We start from the raw sequence: 17974 nt of genomic DNA on the forward strand, positions 1-17974 counted from the left end.
CGTATGGCCGCCGCTCCCCTCTGCGCCTTCACCCGCACCCAGAAAATCCTGGTCTTAAGTCCCGATCCGGATCTGGCCGCCTTGTTTGCCGCCGCCTTTTCCTCGGCCGAGGCCGAAGTGTCCGTGCTGGCCCGGGGCAAGGGGGCCATCGAGGCCCTTTTCATCGATCCCCCGGACATGCTGGTGGTGGACCAGAAGCTGGCCGACATTCCGGGTCTCGATCTGGTCGCCATGGTCAAGAGCGAAAACGTCTACCGCCAGTTGCCGGTGGCCCTGGTCATGGAAGAGTCGCAGCTTGGCACGGACATCGACTGGTGCGCCGCCGAGGTGGACGAACTGCTGACACGGCCCATGACCGCCCCAATGCTGCGGGCGCGCATCACCTTGTCCCTGGCCCGGGCCACCCGGTCCCTGGACGCCAATCCGCTGACCAAGCTGCCGGGCAACACCTCGATTATCGGGCGCATCCAGGATCTCATCGACCGCCGCGAAGACTTTGCCCTGGCCTATGCCGATCTGGATTATTTCAAGTCGTTTAACGACAAGTACGGCTTTTCCCGGGGGGATGAGGTGCTCATGATGACGGCGCGCATCATCGTCAACACCGTGCGGGCCGTGGGCGGTCCAAAGGCCTTTGTGGGCCATGTGGGCGGCGATGATTTCGTCTACATTATGGCCATCGACCGGGTGGAGGAAGCCTGCCGGGCGGTGGTGTCGAGTTTTGACGGCATCGTGCCCCATTTCTATGACGCCGACGACCGCGACCGGGGCTTTATCCAGTCCGTGGACCGGGAGGGCAACCGCCGGGCCTTTCCCCTCATGGCCATCTCCATTGCCGTGGTCTTTAACCGCGACGGACGCCTCAAGCACTTTGGCGAGGCCTCCCAGACGGCCATGACGCTCAAGAAAAAGGCCAAGGAAAATCCCAAGAGTTGCTATGTCCTCGACAAGCGGCAAGGCTGACCCTGCGGCTGCGGTCGCCAGGCCTGAGAGCGTGGCCGGATTTCTGGCCTATCTGTCGGCCCAGAAGGGCTACAGCCAGGCCACCCTGGACGGTTATGCCGCGGACCTCGACCAGTTCGAGCGCTGGCTGGCCGGGCGCAACCTGACCCTGGCCGCCCCGCAGGACCTTGGCCGCGACCATGTGCGGGGGTTTCTGGCCGAGTTGCACCGAAGGCGCATCGCCAAGTCGTCCATGGGCCGCAAGCTCTCGACCTTGCGGGGTTTTTTCAAGTACCAGTTGCAAAAAAAACGCCTCATTGCCGACCCCATGGCCGGGATCAAAAATCCCAAGGCCGAACGCCGCGGCCCCAGGGCGCTCAATGCCGACGAGGCCGTGGCCCTGGTCTCGCCGGCAGCCGGGCAGGCGGCGGCCGACGGATCCGTTGAGGCCTGCCGCGATCTGGCCCTGGCCGAACTGCTCTACGGTTCCGGGCTGCGGGTGAGCGAGGCCCTGGGCCTTGACCTCGATGACGTGGACCTGTCCCAGGGCATTGTCCGGGTCATGGGCAAGGGCGGCAAGGAACGCCTTTCCCCGTTAAGCGACGCCTCCCGGGAGCGCCTTGGCCAGTACCAGCGCCGGCGCGGCGAACTGGCCCCGGAGCTGACGGAAAAGGCGCTGTTTCTCGGTGCCCGGGGCGGCCGCCTCAACCGCCGGCAGGCGGCCCGCATCATCGACACCCTGGCCAAAGAGGCCGGGCTGGCCCGGCACGCCCACCCCCACATGCTGCGCCACAGTTTCGCCACCCATATGCTGGAGTCCGGGGCTGATCTGCGCAGCGTCCAGGAACTGCTCGGCCACGCCCACCTGACCACCACCACCCGCTACACCCATCTCGATCTGGCCCGTATCATGCGTATTTACGACAAGGCCCACCCCCGTTCCGACGAATCCGATTCCTCGTAAGCCCGCCGTCCGCCAGGCAATACAGCGACAGGCGACTGGTGCTTTTTTACCCAAGCGCTGTTCCGTTCTTACCCATTGCAGTGAGAGTGTCTGCAACGGTGAGATTTTGTATTGCCTGTCCCGGATAATACGGCTAGATGGAGGATGGATCAAAAAAGTAGCGGCGGTTTGGAAGACACAGCAACCGGAGGACGGACATGGACGTGTCCAAACAGGTGCTTGTGGATGCGGCGGTACGACGGTTCGACGCGGTCGGCTGTGAAGGGGTCGCAACGAGCGATCTCGTGCGCCGGCTCGGGGTGTCCCCCGGCCTGGTGTACCGGCATTTCAAGAATCGCGACGAGCTGTTGGCGGCCGTGCTGGCCCGGGTGCAGGGGGAACTCTTTGCCCACATCGAGGCCAGCTGCCCGGTTGTGCCCGGCGAACGGGCCTTGTCCATGATTCTGCGTCTGGCCGAGGCCTACAGCCGTTTTCTGGAGTCGCGGCCGCAGGTGTACAGCGACATCCTCAGTCCGCAGGGCCGGGGGCGGTCTCCGGTTGCCGGGGAATCCGGCCTGGAACTTGCCCGGCTGTCTGCCCGGGTGGTCAAACAGTTTGAGGTGCTGCTGCTCCTGGGGCGTCTGGATGGCTCGGTGCGGCCTGAAGCTGCCGGCGACACGGCCCGTCGCATCGTGTGCGTGCTGGTCGGGACGGTGCGCCTTCGGCTGACCCATGTCCGGGCCAGGACCAGGAACCTCCGGGCCATGCTGATTGCCCTGGCCGGAGCGCGAAGCGCCAACAGAGCCGCCTGAGACCGAATATCCCGAATGTAGTCCGATCCGGCCTCCTTGCCCTCAGCCGTCATTTCCTTTACGATTTCAGGAAATCGATATGGCGTATGGGTGTCCGGCACTCGTAACGTTGGAGGCTGTCATGGTGTTCCGTTTTCTGGTGTCCTGCATATTGGCGACACTTCTTTTTGCCGCAACCGCAATGGCTGGTGAATTCGACTGCGCCAAGCCGCAGTACGGCAAGCCGCTTGCAACAATGAATGACAGCGGCTATTTCGTAAAGTTCAAGGATGCGGGCGGTGTCGCCTATTATAACTTTACCGGACCGTGCAAACTCGGCGTCCACGAACGCCTGGCTCCAACGATTGTGTACGGTGTTGTGAACGGGAACCTCTACAGCCGGGTCATGCGGACCGAACACGACGACATCGCGATCATCAAGCAGGTGACAACCAAGCTGGCCGGTACGCCCAAGACCACGGATGAAGGGGAGTGGACGGTCATGCGTTGGAATTTTCCAGAAAAGCAGATCAAGATGAAGCTCAAATACAACAACGCCACCAAGGCCACCAAGTCGGCCCTCTATTTTGAACCCCTGCGTCCGGGCAAGGGGGATGGCGACGGCCAGGAAGATACTCTGGACGACTAGGCTGGCCGTCCGTGCCGCTTTTTGGCGCAGTCCGCCGTCCGGGTTCCGGGCGGCGGACTTTTTTTTGGGTCGCCTGTCGCGGCCCGGGGTCAGGCCTGGCAGGCGGTCTTGAACTCGCAGTAGGGGCAGCGGCGCTCGTCCGGGCGCGGGGCAAAGCGTGTGGCGGCGCGCAGGCTGCGGATGAGGGCGGCCAGGAGCCGGGGCGTATTGCGCCGGATGGCCTCGTTTCTGGCGTCCGGGTCCAGGCGGGGGCCAAACAGGGGGCGCTCCTGGCCCCGGTCGCGCAGCTCCACAAAGGCGGCGTCAGCCGGCGTCTCGCCCCGGCTGGTGGCATAGAGCCAGCAGTAAAGGGGCAGCTGCACGCTGCCCAGACGTCTGGCCAGGGTGTCCAACAGCCCGTCGTCGGCCACAAGCCCGGTGCTCTGGGCCACCCGGTCCCACAAGGCCTCATCGGTCCAGACCGTGTTTTTGGGCGCGGACAGGCCGCCGGTCTTGTAATCCAAAATGACGATGCCTTCCTGGCGCTGGTCGATGCGGTCGGCCCGCCCGGCCAGGGGGTAGCTGCGGGCGTCCACCTCCAGGCTGGCCACGAGTTCCGTTTCCAGGGCCAGGGGCGTGGTGCGCGGGGTGGCGGCTGCGGCCTCGGCCAGCCGCGCCCGGCCCGAGCGCACAAGCAGGAGCTGGCCGTCCGGCGGCAGGGCGGCGTAGGCCGGACTGGCCCGCATGTGGCGCTCGTAGCAGTCGGCCAGGGCGACCGGGTCGAGGTCTGCGCCGTCGATGTCCCGGTCGAGAAAGGGCGTGAAATACTCCCGCAGCACGGCGTGGACCACCTCGCCGACTGCCGCCCGGTCGCCGTCCTCGGCCACCTCGTCCAGGGCGGCCAGGGGGGAGAGGTAGCGGTAGAAAAAGCGTAGCGGACAGGCGAGGTAGGTATCGAAAAAGGTGGCCGAAAGGCGCTTGTCGGCCAGATAGGCGGCCAGGCGCGCGGCCACCTCGGCCGTGACCGGCATGGACGGGTCGCAGTGGGGAATGGGGCAGGGCGGCAGGCGCACGATGGAGACCGGGTCCTCGCCGGCGGCCAGCACCCGGCCCAGGCGTTTCTCCTCTTCCCAGAGAAGCTGCTCCACGAACCGGCTGCGGCTCGGCCGGTCCTCGAAAAGGCCGGTGCCGGTGGCCCCGGTGCGGTAGAGCACGGTAATCTCGCCGGCCCCGAAAAAGAGCCGGTAGAGGTTGTAGGCGGCCACGATGTCGCTCTCCCGGGAGTCGGGCAGATCGAGCAGGCGGCGCAGGGTGTCCGGGAGCAGGGCGTCGTAGCGCGGCGCACCGGGAATCTTGTCCTCCACGGCGTCCAGGAGAAACACCCGCTTAAACGACAAAAGGCGCGTCTCCAGGACGCCCAGGACCTGCAGCCCGGTCAGCGGCTCGGCCTCAAAGGGGGCGCGCTCGTCGGCGAGCAGGCGGCGAAGCAGGGCAAACAGCGTGGGCGTCGGCAGGATGGCGTCGGCCAGCCGGCCGGCGGTCAGGGACGGGATGACGTCCGAGGCCAGCCGGAACAGGCATTCGGCGTCAATCAAAAAGCGCTCCCAGGCGTCGCCGGCGTGGTCGGGATCAAGGAGCAGTTCGGCCAGCCCCATAAGGGCGTTGCCCAGGGCGCGCGGCGTGTCCACGGCCTCAAAGGCGGTGAGGCAGACGGTGAGCGTCTGCCCGGCCAGGGCCAGGACCTCGGGGGAGGGCGGATTGTCCTCGTCGCTGCCGGACAGCGGCAGGGAAAAGGGCTCGACATAGGCCCCGCCCTGGCGAATGGCCGCCTCCAGGCTGTGAAAGACGGCGCGCAGGGGCTCGCTGGCCCCGGCGCGCAGCATCTTGAGATAGGGATGGCGCAAAAGCGCCACCAGTTCGCGCCAGTGATAGCGCCCGGCGGCCAGACGGGTTTCCTGGAGGCTTAAGATGGTCTCCAGAAGCCGGGCCAGGGCCGAGCGGGCCAGCGGATAGCCCATGGAGATGTTGACGTCTTTTTTAGGCAGGATGTGCAGCACCGGGGAAAGCAGCCCGGTGTCGGGCAGGACGATGGCTGTGCCGTCCAGGTCCGGGGCTTCGGTGAGATGCTGTTCCAGGGCTTTTAATTCCGCGTGGAGATCGTGGGCCTCGATGAAGCGCAGTTTTTTCGAGGACAGGTTGGCGGCGTCGGCGTCCAGCATCAGGGTGGCCCGGGCCGGGTCGGCCTTGGTGCGAAGCCGGCGGGCCTTGCCGGAGGTGACGACCATGGCCCGGGCCTTCCAGTCCCGCAGCCAGCGCTCCTGCTCCCGGCAGGCGAAATGGACCGGCCGGCCGCCGTCGGCCAGGGCCGGATCGGCGTGCCAGACCAGTTCCAGCAGATCCTTTTTCCACAGGCCGTGGAAGACCTTTTTCTCGGCCCCGGACAGCACGGCAAAACCGCAGGCGAAGATGCGCCGGCCGGCAAACCGGGCGGCAATGTCCGGGGCATGTTCGGCGGCCAGGGCGGCGCACAAGCCCGGCGTGCCCAAGCCTTCGGCGGTCAGGCGCTCCCGGTAGCGGTCGTGGATGGTCCCGAGCCGGGCCAGGAGGGCGGCAGCCGGCAGCAGCACCTGCCCTTCCATGTGGGCCAGATCCCGGCCGGGCACGCCCTGGCGAAACAGTTCCTCCATGAGTTCGGCCAACTCTAGGCCCCAGGGGAAAAAGGCGCTGATGTCGGTGGGGAAATCGCTTTCTTCCCCGGTCTCGGCGGCCAGACCGGCCACGATGTCGTGGAGGATGGCCACCCGGTCCAGGGCGTCGAGCATGACCGGCGGGGCCGGGGCATAGGCCGCCCCGAGTCCGGCCGTCCATTCCCCCACGGCCGCGATTTCCGGGAGCACCAGCGGCTTGGCCAGGTCGGGCATGGCGGCCAGCCGGTCGCACAGGTGCCGGGCGGCCCGGCGCAGGGGGAAAAGCACCAGCACGTCGCGGAAATCGCCGCCGGTTGCGGCCACGAGGCGCTCGGCCAGACCGGCGAAGAACTCCTCGGTCCAGGGAATGATGCTGACGGGTTTCATGAGGCGCACTCCACGGGGCGGCACTCCCGGCGGTCGAGGTAGACGAGGAAGCCGGCGGCCGGGGCGTTGGCCAGTCCGGGCAGGCGGCGGATCAGGTCGCAGTAGCGGCGCACCTGGGCTTCGTGGGCGGCGTCGGGGCGGCCGGTCTTGAAATCGGCCACAGTGATGCCGGACGGGGAGGCGGTAAAGATGTCGGGCCGGTGGCGCTCGCCGTCCTCGGCCAGGATGTCGCGCTCGCAGTAGCCGGCGGCCAGGATCGGGGCGATTTCCGGCAGTCCGGCCAGCCACAGGAGCATGTCGGTGAATTCGCCGGCCAGGCGGCTTCGCAGCCGGGCGTCCAGGCGGGCCGGGCCAAGGGCTTGCCCCACGGCCTTGGCTGCGGCCGGCCGGGGATCGTCCGGGAGAAATCCGGCCCGCACAAAGCCTTCGGCGGCCAAGGTGGGCCAGTTCGCCGCGGCGTTTTTCGGTAAAGCGCATGGCCTCGCGGATGTCCCGGGCGACGTTGCGATAGACCTTGAGCCGGGGCAGCCAGGACAGCGGCGGTTCGGGATCGACCAGGGACGGCCGGAGGTCCGGTGGGCCGGGCAGGCCGACCCGGCCCCGGCCGGGGTCTCGGGCGGCGTGCCGATGCGGATTGGCGTGCCGTCGGCCGGATCGTTGCCAAAGGCGGCAAAAAGCACGGCCATGGCCCGGGTGAGGGGATAGGCGGCCTTGTCGCGCAGGGGGCCGTGGCCGGGCACGAAGGCGTGCAACTCGACCTGCGGCCGGGTCCAGGCCACGTAGAGCAGATGGATCTGTTCGGCCAGCTCCCTGGCCCGCCGCGCCGCATAGGCCCGGCCCAGGCCGGGCTGGTCCGGGACCAGCAGGGTGCCCTCGGGCAGGTGGGCAGCCACCAGCTCGGGGTGGCGGTTGTCGGTGTGGAAATGGTGGTAGGGGACGACCACGGCCGGGAACTGGAGCCCCTTGGCCTTGTGGATGGTCATGACCCTGACGGCCCCGGCGTTTTCGGGCTGGGGGACCTTCTCGTCCTCGCCGTGTTCGTTCCAGAATTCCAGGAAGGCGGAGATGGAGGAACGGCCGTCGTTCTCGGCCAGATAGGCGATTTCCAGGAAGCGGCGCACAAAGGCCTCGTCTCCGGGCCGACGCTCGATCAGGCGGTAGCCGGAGACCACCGAGCGCAGGACGTCATAGGGGCCGGCCAGGCCGGTCTGGCGCAGATAGGGGCGGATGAGCCGCTGCCAGACCTCGGGCCAGCGGGCGGCAAAGGCCAGGGACAGCGAGGCCCGGCGCGGCAGCCCGGCCAGCCAGCCGGCCAGTTCCTCGCGGCCGAGGCCCGAAAGGTCGCCGAAAAGCTCCTGGCCCGAGACAAAAGCCCAAAAGGACAGGCTGTCCGGCGGATAATCCAGAAAGGCCAGCAGGGCGGCAAGCTGGCGGATCAGCGGATGGTCGGCCAGACGCAGGCTGTTTTCCGTCACCACCTCAATGCCGGCGTCCACCAGCCACGAGGCCACGCGTCCGGCCTGGGGGTTGGTGCGGGTGAGCACGGCCACGCCCCCGGCCCCGTGGCGCGGAAGCAGTTCGTCGCGCAAGAGTGCCAGCAGGCTGTCCCGGGCAGCGGCGTCATAGTCCTCGACCGCCTCGGCCGGCAGGGCCGTGACCCGGACATGGCCCGGCGGGCCGGCATAGGTATCGGGCACTTCCTGGGCCGCCCCGGCAAAGGCCCGCTCAAGGGCGCCGGCCAACTGCGGCGCGGCAGCGGCCAGATCCGGGCCAAGGAGGGCCTCGGCCGTCAGCCTGGCCTGGCCGGGATCGGCCAGGGGCGCGAAAAAGCGGTTGTTGACGCCAACAATGGCCGGGGCGCTTCGCCAGTTGCGGGGCAGGGCGTCGTAGTGCGGCGCGGCCACGGCGCACAGCTCGGGATCGGCCGGGGCCTCGTCAAAAAGGGCGGCATCGCCGCCGCGCCAGCCGTAGATGGCCTGCTTGACGTCGCCAACGAGATAGAGGCTCCCGCCGCGGGCCAGGCTTTCCAGGGCCAAAAGGCGCAGCACCGCCCATTGGCTCCTGGCCGTGTCCTGGAACTCGTCGATAAGCATGTGGGCCAGCCCCGAGCCCATGCGGCACCAGGCGTCGGGCACGCCGTCCTCGCCGGAAAGCCGGGCCGCCACCAGACGCGCCCACTGGGACTGGGGCAGCATCCGCATCCGGGCCAGATAGCTCGGAAAATCTTCGGCCAGACGCCTGGCCAGGGTCAGAAACGGGGCCAGCCCCATGGCCCCGAGCAGCACCGGGGCCTCCCGGCGGCAGACGGCGTGGGCCGCAGACAGGGCAGCATAGAGGCGCTCCAGATCGGGCGTGACCCGGTCGCGGGAGGCCTTGAGCACGCACTCGGCCAGGGAGGCCTTGGCGGCAAAGGCCGAGGTGGGAAGCTCGGCGGCATTGTCGCAGTCCCGGCTTTTACGCAAAAATGTCAGGAAGTTGGAACTGCCGGCCAGACCGGCCGTGTCCAGGGCCAGCAGCATGGCTCCGGCCGCGTTTTGCACCGCCCCAAGCCGCCGGGTCAGGCCCAGGCGCAGGGTGTCGGCATCGACGCTGCCGCAGCCGGGATCGGCCAGCACATGGCCGGCCACGGCCAGCAACTGGTCGCGAAAGGGTTGGGTCGGCAAAAAGCCCTTGGTGCGGCCCAAAAGCGCCCCGGCCGCCTCGGAAAACTGGCGGGCCAGCCCTGGATCGGCCGGCAGGGTGGCGGCCAGCCGGTCGTAGAGGTCGGCCAGGATGGCCTTGTCATCGAAACACGGCTCGAAATCCGGGCGCAGCCCCAGTTCCAGGGCGAACACCCGGGCCATGAGGTAGAGCAGGCTGTCGATGGTGCGGATATTGAGGCGTTGGGCATGGATGAGGAGCGCTTCCAGCTCGCGCCGGGCCGTGCCCCGGTCCCGGGCGTTGCCGCCGCCCTGGCCCAGGGCCATTTGCTTGAGCGCCTCGATGACACGCTCGCGCATTTCGGCGGCAGCCTTGTTGGTGAAGGTCACCGCCAGGATGTCCGGCACGGCATAGGCGGCGTCGCCCACATCGCCGCAGGCCCGGGGCAGGTCGCGGCTGGCCCCGAGGACGAGGGAGAGGAAGCGGTGGGTCAGGGCATGGGTCTTGCCCGACCCGGCCGAGGCCTTGACCTGGATGAGCATGGGGCGGCTCCTTGACGAAATGGTGGGCAAGGCTACCCGGAACTGCCCGGGGGCGCAATGTCGCGGCCCTTGCACTTGGCCGGGCGAAGCCTATGATAGCCGGATGCACAAGGAAACTGACAAACTGACGGTTCCGGCCACAGCCGACGGCTGGCGGCTGGACCGGGTAATGGAACTGCTTTTGCCCGACACCGGGCTTCGCAGCCGGCGGCGGCTGGTGGAATCCGGGGCCGTGGCCGTGGACGGACGGGATAAGCCGTGCGGCTATCGGGTGCGGGCCGGGCAGGAAATCGTCGTGTCACCCGTGGTCCGGCCGGCCAGCTTTGGCCCGGCCGACGTGCCGGTGGTCCTCATGGTTGGCGACTATGCGGTTGTGGCCAAGCCGGCGGGCCTTCATACCTCGTCTTTGGCCCACGGCGGCGGCGAAAGCGTCGAGGGCCTGCTCCCGGCGCTTTTCCCGGGGCGCCAGGCCGTGCTCCTGTCGCGTCTGGATCGGCTGACCACCGGGCTTTTGCCCGTGGCCTTTTCGGAGGAGGCGGCAGCGGCCTACCGGGATATGGAAGAGTCGGGCAAGGTGGTCAAGACCTACATGGCAGTGGGCTGGGGCGAGACAACCGGCTGCTTCCGGGTGGAAAACGACCTGGACGTGGCTGATCGCCGCAAGACCCGGGTGCTGGTGCGCCTGTCGTTTGACTCCCTGCGCATGACCGATGTGGAGGCTGTGGCCGCCGGCGGCGGGGCAACGCTTTTTCGCTGCGTCATCAACAAAGGCGCGCGCCACCAGATCCGGGCCCATCTGGCCCATCTGGGCCACCCGCTGGTGGGGGACCCGCTCTACGGCTACGGCGAGGGGGAGCGGCTTTTTCTGCACTGCGCCGGCATCGACTGCCCGGCCTTTGCCGCCCGGTTGGACGCACCCTGGACGATTGGCGACGCCACCTGGCTGATTTCAGGGGATGCGGCGGAGTAGGTTGCGATAAGAAACCGTGTTTGCGATAGTGCTTCGGACAAGGACCGGCCCGGCCGGCAACAGACGGGACGCGTCCTAGTCGGTTTCGGTGGCCAGGGCGTCGAGGAGGCCTTCGATGATCTCATAGCGCTGGATCAGGTAGGTGCCTGATTCCACGCGGCGCTTGAGTTCCTCGATGCGTTGGGCGCGTTCGACCGGATCTTCCTGATGGCCGATGGCGACGCCTCTGGCGCGGTGGTGCTTGGCGGGTGCGTTCATGACGGACTTCCTTGTCGGAGCAGCCCCGGCCGGCCGGGGCGAAAACCTGTGTCGCTGCTCTCTTCGGTTGTCTTGACCGGCCTCTTTAGCGCGACAGCGAAATAATCGGAAAATGGCCCTGGCCGCAAAAAACACTTGCGGGCCGGGGAGGGGTTGTTTATAAAACGCAACATGATTGAACGCGATGGGCAACACCAGCCTGGCCAAAGCGGCTTTGAGGGCTTTTTCGCCAGAGCCGCCAAGGCGGCAGGGCTGACCAGCCAGGCCGAACTGGCCGCTTTGCTCGGGGTGCACCGCTCGGCCGTCACCCAGGCCAAGCGCAAGGACGGCGTGCCCAAGGCCTGGGTCCTGGCCGTGTCGCGGCGCACCGGGGCCGATCCGGACTGGCTGGAATTTGGCCGGCAGCGTCCGGGAGCGGCCGGAGGTGCCTGTCGGGCGCACAGCGACGGCCGGGCGCGGCCCGACGCTGCGGACAGCGCCGCCTTTGCCGCCGTGCCCAAGGTCCGGGCCAGGTTGTCGGCCGGCGGCGGCTCGTTTGAAACCGGCGGGGATGTGGAGCAGTTCTATCCCTTCCGCCAGGACTGGCTGCGGGCCAAGGGACAGCCGGCCCGCATGGTGCTCATGGACGTGGTCGGCAACAGCATGGAGCCGGAGATCCGCCACGGCGACATGGTGCTTATCGACCAGGGGCAGATTGCCGTGGTGGCCCATGGCGTCTATGCTGTGGGACTGGAAGACACGGTGCTGGTCAAGCGGGTGGAAAAGCGGCCGGGGCAGCTCGTGCTTTTAAGCGACAACCGCGACTACGCCCCCATTGTCCTGGCCGGGGACGAGTTGGACGCCTTGCGGGTCATTGGCCGGGTCTTGTGGGTGGGTCGGGAACTGTAATTTTTTTCTCCAACGTGTTTATTTAAATAAACTATTGTTGCACAGATTGCGCAACAAGGAGGCGGACCATGCAACGTCGCTACTGCCGCTGCGGCAAACCCATCCTGGTGGATTACCGGCCCTGCGGCCCGACCTGGCGGGCAGTGTTTTTCCGGCCGCGGTTGCTCTTTAAGGCCCGGGTGCAACGCTGCCCGTGCTGTGGCGAGGCGCTTCATATCGACAGTCTGTTTTAGTCCGCCGCCGTGCCGGCCGCATTTCCGGACACCGCCCGGGTTGTTGCCAAGCCCTCCGGCCGGTGTCCGGTGCATCCGGCGGTCCGACGCCACGCGCTCTTTTGGCCGGTCTCCCCCGGGCATGGCCTAAGGGCGCGATCCCCGGGCGTCCGGCCGCCCGTGCCCCTGCCTTCGGCGTCGTTGCCTTGGGTGCGACGCCGAAGGTTTGTAAGCCCCGGATATTTCTCATTGCGCTCTTTTCTCCGCTGCCGTTCGGGAGTATGTGAACCAAGGCGGGACGCTTGGGAGGAAGGGATGGGGATCTGGACGCTTCTGGTACTGTACGCCGCAACGGTCTGCGGCATTTCCTCCATCTATGCTCCCCAACCCCTGCTGCCGCTTCTGGCCGAGACCTACGGCGTATCCCAGTCCACGGCCTCCCTGGCCGTCACTGCCACCATGCTGCCGCTTGGCATCGCTCCCCTGGCCTACGGGTTTTTCCTCGACGCCGTGCCGGCCCGGCCGCTGATCGGCATTTCCCTCGGGCTGTTGTCCGTCGCCACGGCCTGCCTGCCCCTGTGCCCGGATTTCGAGACATTTCTGGCCCTGCGGGTGGTTCAGGGCCTGATGGTGCCAGCACTTTTGACGGCGCTTATGACCTATCTGGCCACGGCCGCCTCACCGGGCGTGCTGCGCCGGGTCATGGCCGCCTATATCGCCGTGACCGTGTTCGGCGGTTTTTTCGGCCGGTTCTTCTCCGGACTGGCCGCCGGGGCCTTGGGCTGGTCCATCCCGTTTTACGCCCTGGGCGGGACGCTTTTCGTCTGCGCCCTGGCCTGCCTGACCCTGCCTCCGGACGCCAGATCGGCCTTTTTGCCCATTCGCCTGGGCGATGCCCCCCAGGTATTGCGCAAACCCGGTTTCCTGACCACGTATGCCGTGGTGGCCCTGCTCTTTTTCGTCTTCTCCGGGATGCTGAACCTCCTTCCCTTCCGGCTGGCCGAACTTGAGGGCGGCTATTCGCCGTTTCGGGCCGGGGCCATGTACTGCGGCTACCTGATGGGCATCATCACCTGCCTGACCTCCCACCGCCTTTCCCGGCGTCTGGGCGGTTCGGCCCGGACCATGGCCCTGGGCGGGGCAGTGGTCATCGGGGCGGCCGGACTTTTTGCCCTGCCGGCCCAGGAAGCGGTTTTCGCCAGTGTTTTCGTGCTGTGCACTGGCATGTTCATGGCCCATTCCGTGGCCCCGGGTGTGCTCAACTGCGCCGAGGCCGAGCACAAGGGCCTTGTCAACGGGCTCTATATTTCATTTTACTATTCCGGCGGCGCACTTGGCACCTACCTGCCCGGACTGGTCCTGGCCCGGTTCGGCTTTTCCGCCGCAGCTGGGGTGCTGGTGGCCGCTGCCGTGCTTGGAATGCTGGCGGCCTTGTCGCTGCGCCGGGTCGCCCTGGCCGGGGAGGCGTAGGCGGCGAGAGGAGCGGAGGATGCCTGCGGCGGCCGGGCGGGATGATCCCCGGCCTGCACCGGGAAAAATTCTGTATGGGGCGCGATACGGGCCGGTTGGAGGGAACATGGGACGGGTTGTGTGGATGGCTGCGGTCCTCTGGCTGGCAATCCTGGCCGTGCCGGCCGGCGGGCTGGCCCAGGGCGAGCCGGTGGTGCGCGGCGGGGCGGTGACGTATCCGGGCTTTGACGTCAATATCGACGACGGCGGGCGGCTTGGCCGGTTGCATGTGGCCTTTGAAGTGCTTTTTACCGACGAGCAGGGCGCAAAACTGGCGGCCACGCCCCAGGTCAAAGAGACGCTCCTGCTTTTTTTGCGCGAAAAGACCGCCGCCGAGTTGCTGGCGCCCAAGGGGCGGGACACGCTTCGCCGGGAGCTTTTGGCCCAAATCAATGGCGCAATCGGCGGGCCTCGGGCCATCAGGCTTTTTTTTATGGACTATCTCGTTATCAAGGCAGGAACGCCATGACCGTTATCCGCTGCATCCGCCACGGCCAAAGCGCCTCCAATGCCGGTGAAATAACCCAATACCCGGATACCATTCCCTTGACCGGCCTCGGCCATGCCCAGGCTGCCCTGGTGGCTTCGTGTTTCAACAAGCCGCCGCGGCTCATCGTGTTTTCCTCCTTCGACCGGGCCGTGCAGACGGCCATGCCGCTGTGCGAACGTTTCACCGACGTGCCCGTGGCCGTCTGGCCGGTGCAGGAATTCACCTATCTGGCCCCGCGCCATTATCTGGGCACCCGCCGGGCGCAGCGCCACGAGGCGGTGGAGTCCTATTGGCAACGCCTCGATCCGGCCTCCCGGGACGGGGAGGGGGCCGAGTCGTTTATGGGCTTCTGGGACCGGGTGGAGTCCTTTCTGGACCGCCTGGCCGGCGTGTCGGGCCATGTGGCGGTTTTCACCCACGGGCAGTTCCTGCGCGGGGTGATGCTGCGGGTCCTGTGTGGCCGGCTGGGCGTGGAGGAGGCCATGTTCCGTTTCCGGGCCTTTCGCCAGGCAGTGGCCATTCCCAACGCCGCCATGGTGGTCCTTGGCCTGTCCCGACGCACCCCCATGCTCGGCCCGGTGGTCACCGATCATCTGCCGCCGGAACTGCTTTCCACATAATAAATCAAAAGCAATGGTCTTTTTTGCATCGACCCGTTGAAACACCGTATCCCTTGCTTTACAAGGATGGTGGTTGGCACTGTGCGGGAGCGGGCGAAGGGGTGATGATGGGAGCGGATGTATGATGCGGGGGCAGTTTTTGTTACGGGTGCTGCTCGTGTGGTGGCTGCTGGCCTGGGGGCTGACGGCTGGGCAGGCGCTGGCCGCCGAGGCCCCGCGCCGGGCCGGAGGGTATTGGACCGGCCTGTCCCGGGAACAGAAGACCGATCTGGTACTGGGTATTTTCGACGGTTTTAATTTAAACGAAAATATCCTCGGCATTACCCTTAAAAACGAATACACGATCTGTTCCGACATCATGGAAAGCATCATGCGCCAGTCCGACGCCTATTTCGCGGACATGCCGGCCGGGCGTATCGTCACCGGACTGGACGCCTTTTATGCAGAGCGCAAAAATAAAAACATTCCAATATCCTGGGGCGTCTGGGTGGTGGTGCGTAAAAATCGGCGTGACCCGACACTGCCTGAATTCCTTGAAGAATTGCGGAACCTGTATCCCTGACCGCAAAGCGCCTTGCTTTTTTGGGGGACGCGATTAAAAGGACTTGCGCCGCCGGTCCGGGCGGGGCAAGGAGGCGTCATGCAGGCTCCCATTGACGCGTATTACGGCAAACGACTGGAACAAACCGCCAAAGCCCTGGCCGCCAACCATTTTGTGCCCCATCTGGTGTCGGACGCCGAGGCTGCCTGTGCCCTGGTCCTGGACACCATTTTGCCCCAGACCGCTGCCACGGTGGTTTCCTTTGGCGGCTCGATGACCCTTCTCGCCACCGGCCTGCCGGCCGCCCTGGGAAAATTGCCGGGCCTGTCGGTCATAGACACCCTGGACCACAGCGTGTCGGCCGAAGCGCTGTACGAACGCCGCCGCCAGGCCTTGCTGGCCGACCTGTTTCTGACCGGCACCAACGCCGTCACCGAGGACGGCGTCCTCGTCAACCTGGACATGATCGGGAACCGGGCCTGCGCCATCGCTTTTGGCCCCAGGCATGTCGTGGTCATCGCCGGGCGCAACAAGATCGTGCCCGATGTCGAGGCGGCCATGGGACGCATCAAGAATTTCGCCGCACCGGTCAATGCCCTGCGGCTGTCGAAGAAAACGCCGTGCACCGCCACCTCCCACTGCGAGGATTGCGGCAGCCCGCAGCGCATCTGCAACGTGTGGACCATTGCCGAGAAGTGCTTCCCCCGGGGACGTGTCTCGGTGATCTTGGTCAATCAGGATCTGGGATTCTAACAAGGCCGTCTCGTGCGGTCGGATGAGGAACCGGCATTGGTTTGGAAGAAGATACCCCCGGAAGCGGATTATTTCCATTGCGAGGCTGGAACGGACTACTTCATCTGTGAAGAGGGCTTCGTCGTCGAAGGCCGCTTTTTGCAGGATGGGCAGGCCAACCTGGACAAGGCCATCTGGCCCACGGTGCAAGGCAGCCGGGCTTATATCCGGGTGCGCCGCAAGGGTGTGGACAAGAAGTTCCAGTTGGTGCGGATTTTTGCCGAGTTGTTCCCGGAATTGCTCGACATCGAACTGACGCTGCGCACGCGAAAAGGGCCCTTTACCCTGCGCATCGAGGCTGAAGCCGGCGAGGAGGAAGCCCCCCGCGCCCGGCCCCGGCCAAGGTCCGCAAGGAAAAGCCCGTGCGCAAGGAGCGCGAGGATGAGCGCGTGGAGCCGGCTGAGGAACTCCCGGAGCTGCCTGAAGAGGCCTTTGCCGAGGACGAGGAAGATGACGAACCCTCGGTCCCCCTGGCCGACAACCGGTTGTGCCGGGTCTGCAACCTGCGCAAACGCTCTTCGGAATTCAGCCCCCGCGAAGACATGTGTCTGGACTGCTACATGGGTCGTGATGAACTCTTAAAGGAAATCATTGCGCGTCGCCGCCGCAAGACCAAGACCGCCGCCCCCCGGGCGGCCGAGGAAAATGCCGAAGGCAGCGGCATGGAAGACAATCTGGATTCCTTTGGCCGCATGGATTTCGGTATTTCCCTGCCCGAATAGATCCTCCGGGCGCGTTCCACACCGGGTGGAGCGCGCCCGGTTTTCTTCCCCAGGCGATGGAATCTCGCGGCGCTCCGTTGCCGCGCCAAGCCTTGCCTGGAGGCATCGACTCCGGTCGGCACGCTTCTGGCGTCAGCACGGGCAACGCTCCAACCCCAGGAGGGAGCCATGCCGATCCCGCCCGACCCTGTTTCCTCCGCTCCCGGCGACAGCCCGTCGCCAGGACGCCGCCTGCGCGAAATCGACCTGATCCTGCCCCTGGCCGCCGCCATCTGCATCTTCCTTGGCTGGTACGTGATCCTCGACTACGAGCGCGTGGTGGTGCCCCTGGCCGTCGGTTCGCCGGCCGTGGCCAGCCGGCTTGTGCTCTTGCGGCTGGTCATGGGGCTTTTAAGCATCGGCGGCCTGGGCCTGTCCGTGCTGGCCGCCCGCGACGCCAGACGCCGGCGCCAGGCCGAAGCCTCGCTGTTGTTGGCCCATGCCGCCCTGGCCCGGCGCATGGCCCGGCGCACCGACATCCTGCGCGTGCGCACCCGGGCCCTTCGCGAAGCCAGGCTGCGCGAACGTCTGGCGGAAAGCGAGGCCGAGACCGCCTTTGCCGCCGGCCGGGTGGAGGCGGCCGGCGCGTATCTGCACGAGGTGGGCAACTGCCTCTCCGCCCTGGACCTGGAACTGTTGCGCCTGACCCGGGCCCTGGCCGCCGGGCCGCGTCTGGAAGCCGTGTTTCGGACCCTGGAAAGCGACATCCGGTCCGGCGACGCGGACACGGCGGCGCGCACGGCCGGTCTGCTGGAGCAAACCCTGCTTGGCCGGGCCATGCCCCGCCTGTCGGCCGGGGTTGCGGCCATTGCCGAGGTCAAGGACCGCATGGCTGGCGATCTGGAACGCCATCGGGGCGAGTTCGAGCGCCAGGGCAAAGTCCAGCCGTATTTGCAGGAAGTGCGCCTGGACCTGGAGGTGGCTGCCATTCTGGACCGGATGCCCCGGGTGGCCGGCAGCGATCCGGTGGCCCGCGAACTGGCCGGGGGAGTGCGTATCCGCACTCGCAAGCAGCCTTTTCTGGCCGGACTGGCGGCGCTTTTGCGCCAGGCCCTGGATACGGCCCCGGACGCCGTGACCGTGCGCCTGACCCAGGGGGGAGACGGGGCGGTCGTTCTTGCCCTCGACGGGGCCGGAATGCCCGACGTCGAGCCCGGAGCCGTGGCCGACGGCATCAACTTCATAAATGAGAACAGCGGTTCCCTGCGCTATGATCCGGGTGCTCCCGGCCGGCCGCCCTGTCTGATCATTGAGCTTGACGCCCGATTGCCCAAGCCTGCGGCCCCTGCTCCCGGCCTTTCTTGACAGCATGGCGCAAACCCGTATGATTACGAAAATCACTGGTGTACTATTTTCAAAAATGGAAACGATGG

General features: G+C 66.7%; 17 protein-coding genes. 14 read left to right on the plus strand and 3 right to left on the minus strand.

From position 1 onward, the window contains the following. Positions 1-3: 3 nt before the first annotated feature. The 4 genes from DVDV_RS09505 (at position 4) to DVDV_RS09520 (ending at position 3325) form a co-directional block, all read left to right on the plus strand. A complete protein-coding gene (locus DVDV_RS09505) occupies positions 4-963 on the plus strand; it encodes a diguanylate cyclase (RefSeq protein ID WP_075354441.1) in 960 nt (319 codons plus the stop codon). After that, on the plus strand, positions 938-1906 hold the full coding sequence (locus DVDV_RS09510; RefSeq protein ID WP_075354442.1) for a tyrosine recombinase XerC: 969 nt from the start codon (positions 938-940) through the stop codon (positions 1904-1906). Before DVDV_RS09505 ends, DVDV_RS09510 begins: the two co-directional genes overlap by 26 nt. Positions 1907-2103: 197 nt before the next feature. Further along, positions 2104-2697: a TetR/AcrR family transcriptional regulator gene (locus DVDV_RS09515; protein ID WP_075354443.1), complete on the plus strand. Its 594-nt coding sequence runs from the start codon at positions 2104-2106 to the stop codon at positions 2695-2697. Between the two features lie 121 nt (positions 2698-2818). Further along, entirely contained in the window at positions 2819-3325 is a 507-nt protein-coding gene (locus DVDV_RS09520; RefSeq protein WP_075354444.1) for a hypothetical protein, read from the plus strand. An 89-nt stretch (positions 3326-3414) separates the two neighbouring features. Here DVDV_RS09520 and DVDV_RS23785 read toward each other — a convergent pair whose 3' ends face one another. Both DVDV_RS23785 and DVDV_RS09530 read right to left on the minus strand, forming a co-directional pair. Further along, positions 3415-6378 carry a PD-(D/E)XK nuclease family protein gene (locus tag DVDV_RS23785; protein ID WP_075354445.1) on the minus strand — a complete coding sequence of 988 codons (2964 nt, stop codon included), beginning with the start codon at positions 6376-6378 and terminating at the stop codon, positions 3415-3417. Further along, positions 6375-9560 (minus strand): exodeoxyribonuclease V subunit beta, encoded by a 3186-nt coding sequence (locus DVDV_RS09530; protein WP_254845330.1) that lies wholly within the window; start codon positions 9558-9560, stop codon positions 6375-6377. Before DVDV_RS09530 ends, DVDV_RS23785 begins: the two co-directional genes overlap by 4 nt. 103 nt (positions 9561-9663) lie before the next feature. Here DVDV_RS09530 and DVDV_RS09535 point away from each other — a divergent pair, with 103 nt between their 5' ends. Next, positions 9664-10530, plus strand: coding sequence for an RluA family pseudouridine synthase (locus DVDV_RS09535; protein ID WP_075354446.1), 867 nt, complete (start codon positions 9664-9666; stop codon positions 10528-10530). A 75-nt stretch (positions 10531-10605) separates the two neighbouring features. Here DVDV_RS09535 and DVDV_RS09540 read toward each other — a convergent pair whose 3' ends face one another. Next, positions 10606-10788: a flagellar biosynthesis anti-sigma factor FlgM gene (locus tag DVDV_RS09540; RefSeq protein WP_075354447.1), complete on the minus strand. Its 183-nt coding sequence runs from the start codon at positions 10786-10788 to the stop codon at positions 10606-10608. A gap of 171 nt (positions 10789-10959) precedes the next feature. On the opposite strand from DVDV_RS09540, the gene DVDV_RS09545 reads away from it, so the two are divergent. The 9 genes from DVDV_RS09545 (at position 10960) to DVDV_RS09580 (ending at position 17906) form a co-directional block, all read left to right on the plus strand. Next, positions 10960-11676, plus strand: coding sequence for a S24 family peptidase (locus tag DVDV_RS09545; protein WP_075354455.1), 717 nt, complete (start codon positions 10960-10962; stop codon positions 11674-11676). 68 nt (positions 11677-11744) lie between these two features. After that, complete coding sequence (locus DVDV_RS22745) at positions 11745-11909, plus strand: hypothetical protein (RefSeq protein WP_175577088.1); 165 nt, start codon at positions 11745-11747, stop codon at positions 11907-11909. 294 nt (positions 11910-12203) lie between these two features. Then, positions 12204-13358 carry an MFS transporter gene (locus DVDV_RS09550; RefSeq protein ID WP_075354448.1) on the plus strand — a complete coding sequence of 385 codons (1155 nt, stop codon included), beginning with the start codon at positions 12204-12206 and terminating at the stop codon, positions 13356-13358. 106 nt (positions 13359-13464) lie between these two features. Further along, a complete protein-coding gene (gene fliL / locus DVDV_RS09555; protein WP_075354449.1) occupies positions 13465-13866 on the plus strand; it encodes a flagellar basal body-associated protein FliL in 402 nt (133 codons plus the stop codon). After that, complete coding sequence (locus tag DVDV_RS09560; protein WP_075354450.1) at positions 13863-14507, plus strand: histidine phosphatase family protein; 645 nt, start codon at positions 13863-13865, stop codon at positions 14505-14507. The genes fliL and DVDV_RS09560 overlap by 4 nt, the downstream gene beginning before the upstream one ends. Positions 14508-14628: 121 nt before the next feature. Further along, positions 14629-15069 carry a hypothetical protein gene (locus DVDV_RS09565; protein WP_075354451.1) on the plus strand — a complete coding sequence of 147 codons (441 nt, stop codon included), beginning with the start codon at positions 14629-14631 and terminating at the stop codon, positions 15067-15069. Between the two features lie 78 nt (positions 15070-15147). Beyond that, entirely contained in the window at positions 15148-15801 is a 654-nt protein-coding gene (locus DVDV_RS09570; RefSeq protein WP_075354452.1) for a lactate utilization protein, read from the plus strand. 401 nt (positions 15802-16202) lie between these two features. Beyond that, on the plus strand, positions 16203-16562 hold the full coding sequence (locus DVDV_RS23345; RefSeq protein ID WP_254845331.1) for a hypothetical protein: 360 nt from the start codon (positions 16203-16205) through the stop codon (positions 16560-16562). A gap of 168 nt (positions 16563-16730) precedes the next feature. Continuing rightward, the gene (locus DVDV_RS09580; protein WP_075354453.1) at positions 16731-17906 is read left to right on the plus strand and encodes a hypothetical protein; all 1176 of its coding nucleotides are present in this window, start codon (positions 16731-16733) and stop codon (positions 17904-17906) included. Positions 17907-17974: the final 68 nt, after the last annotated feature.

Origin of the sequence: Desulfovibrio sp. DV, assembly GCF_001936595.1 — a bacterium.
In the GTDB taxonomy this organism is placed as follows: domain Bacteria; phylum Desulfobacterota; class Desulfovibrionia; order Desulfovibrionales; family Desulfovibrionaceae; genus Solidesulfovibrio.

Coding starts and splice junctions, on each gene's coding strand:
- DVDV_RS09535 (WP_075354446.1), top strand. CDS start 9,664: ATGCACAAGGAAACTGACAAACTGACGGTTCCGGCCACAGCCGACGGC.
- DVDV_RS09530 (WP_254845330.1), bottom strand. CDS start 9,560: ATGCTCATCCAGGTCAAGGCCTCGGCCGGGTCGGGCAAGACCCATGCC.
- DVDV_RS09560 (WP_075354450.1), top strand. CDS start 13,863: ATGACCGTTATCCGCTGCATCCGCCACGGCCAAAGCGCCTCCAATGCC.
- DVDV_RS09545 (WP_075354455.1), top strand. CDS start 10,960: ATGATTGAACGCGATGGGCAACACCAGCCTGGCCAAAGCGGCTTTGAG.
- DVDV_RS23785 (WP_075354445.1), bottom strand. CDS start 6,378: ATGAAACCCGTCAGCATCATTCCCTGGACCGAGGAGTTCTTCGCCGGT.
- DVDV_RS09515 (WP_075354443.1), top strand. CDS start 2,104: ATGGACGTGTCCAAACAGGTGCTTGTGGATGCGGCGGTACGACGGTTC.
- DVDV_RS09580 (WP_075354453.1), top strand. CDS start 16,731: ATGCCGATCCCGCCCGACCCTGTTTCCTCCGCTCCCGGCGACAGCCCG.
- fliL (WP_075354449.1), top strand. CDS start 13,465: ATGGGACGGGTTGTGTGGATGGCTGCGGTCCTCTGGCTGGCAATCCTG.
- DVDV_RS09565 (WP_075354451.1), top strand. CDS start 14,629: ATGATGCGGGGGCAGTTTTTGTTACGGGTGCTGCTCGTGTGGTGGCTG.
- DVDV_RS09510 (WP_075354442.1), top strand. CDS start 938: ATGTCCTCGACAAGCGGCAAGGCTGACCCTGCGGCTGCGGTCGCCAGG.
- DVDV_RS22745 (WP_175577088.1), top strand. CDS start 11,745: ATGCAACGTCGCTACTGCCGCTGCGGCAAACCCATCCTGGTGGATTAC.
- DVDV_RS09505 (WP_075354441.1), top strand. CDS start 4: ATGGCCGCCGCTCCCCTCTGCGCCTTCACCCGCACCCAGAAAATCCTG.
- DVDV_RS09520 (WP_075354444.1), top strand. CDS start 2,819: ATGGTGTTCCGTTTTCTGGTGTCCTGCATATTGGCGACACTTCTTTTT.
- DVDV_RS09570 (WP_075354452.1), top strand. CDS start 15,148: ATGCAGGCTCCCATTGACGCGTATTACGGCAAACGACTGGAACAAACC.
- DVDV_RS09550 (WP_075354448.1), top strand. CDS start 12,204: ATGGGGATCTGGACGCTTCTGGTACTGTACGCCGCAACGGTCTGCGGC.
- DVDV_RS09540 (WP_075354447.1), bottom strand. CDS start 10,788: ATGAACGCACCCGCCAAGCACCACCGCGCCAGAGGCGTCGCCATCGGC.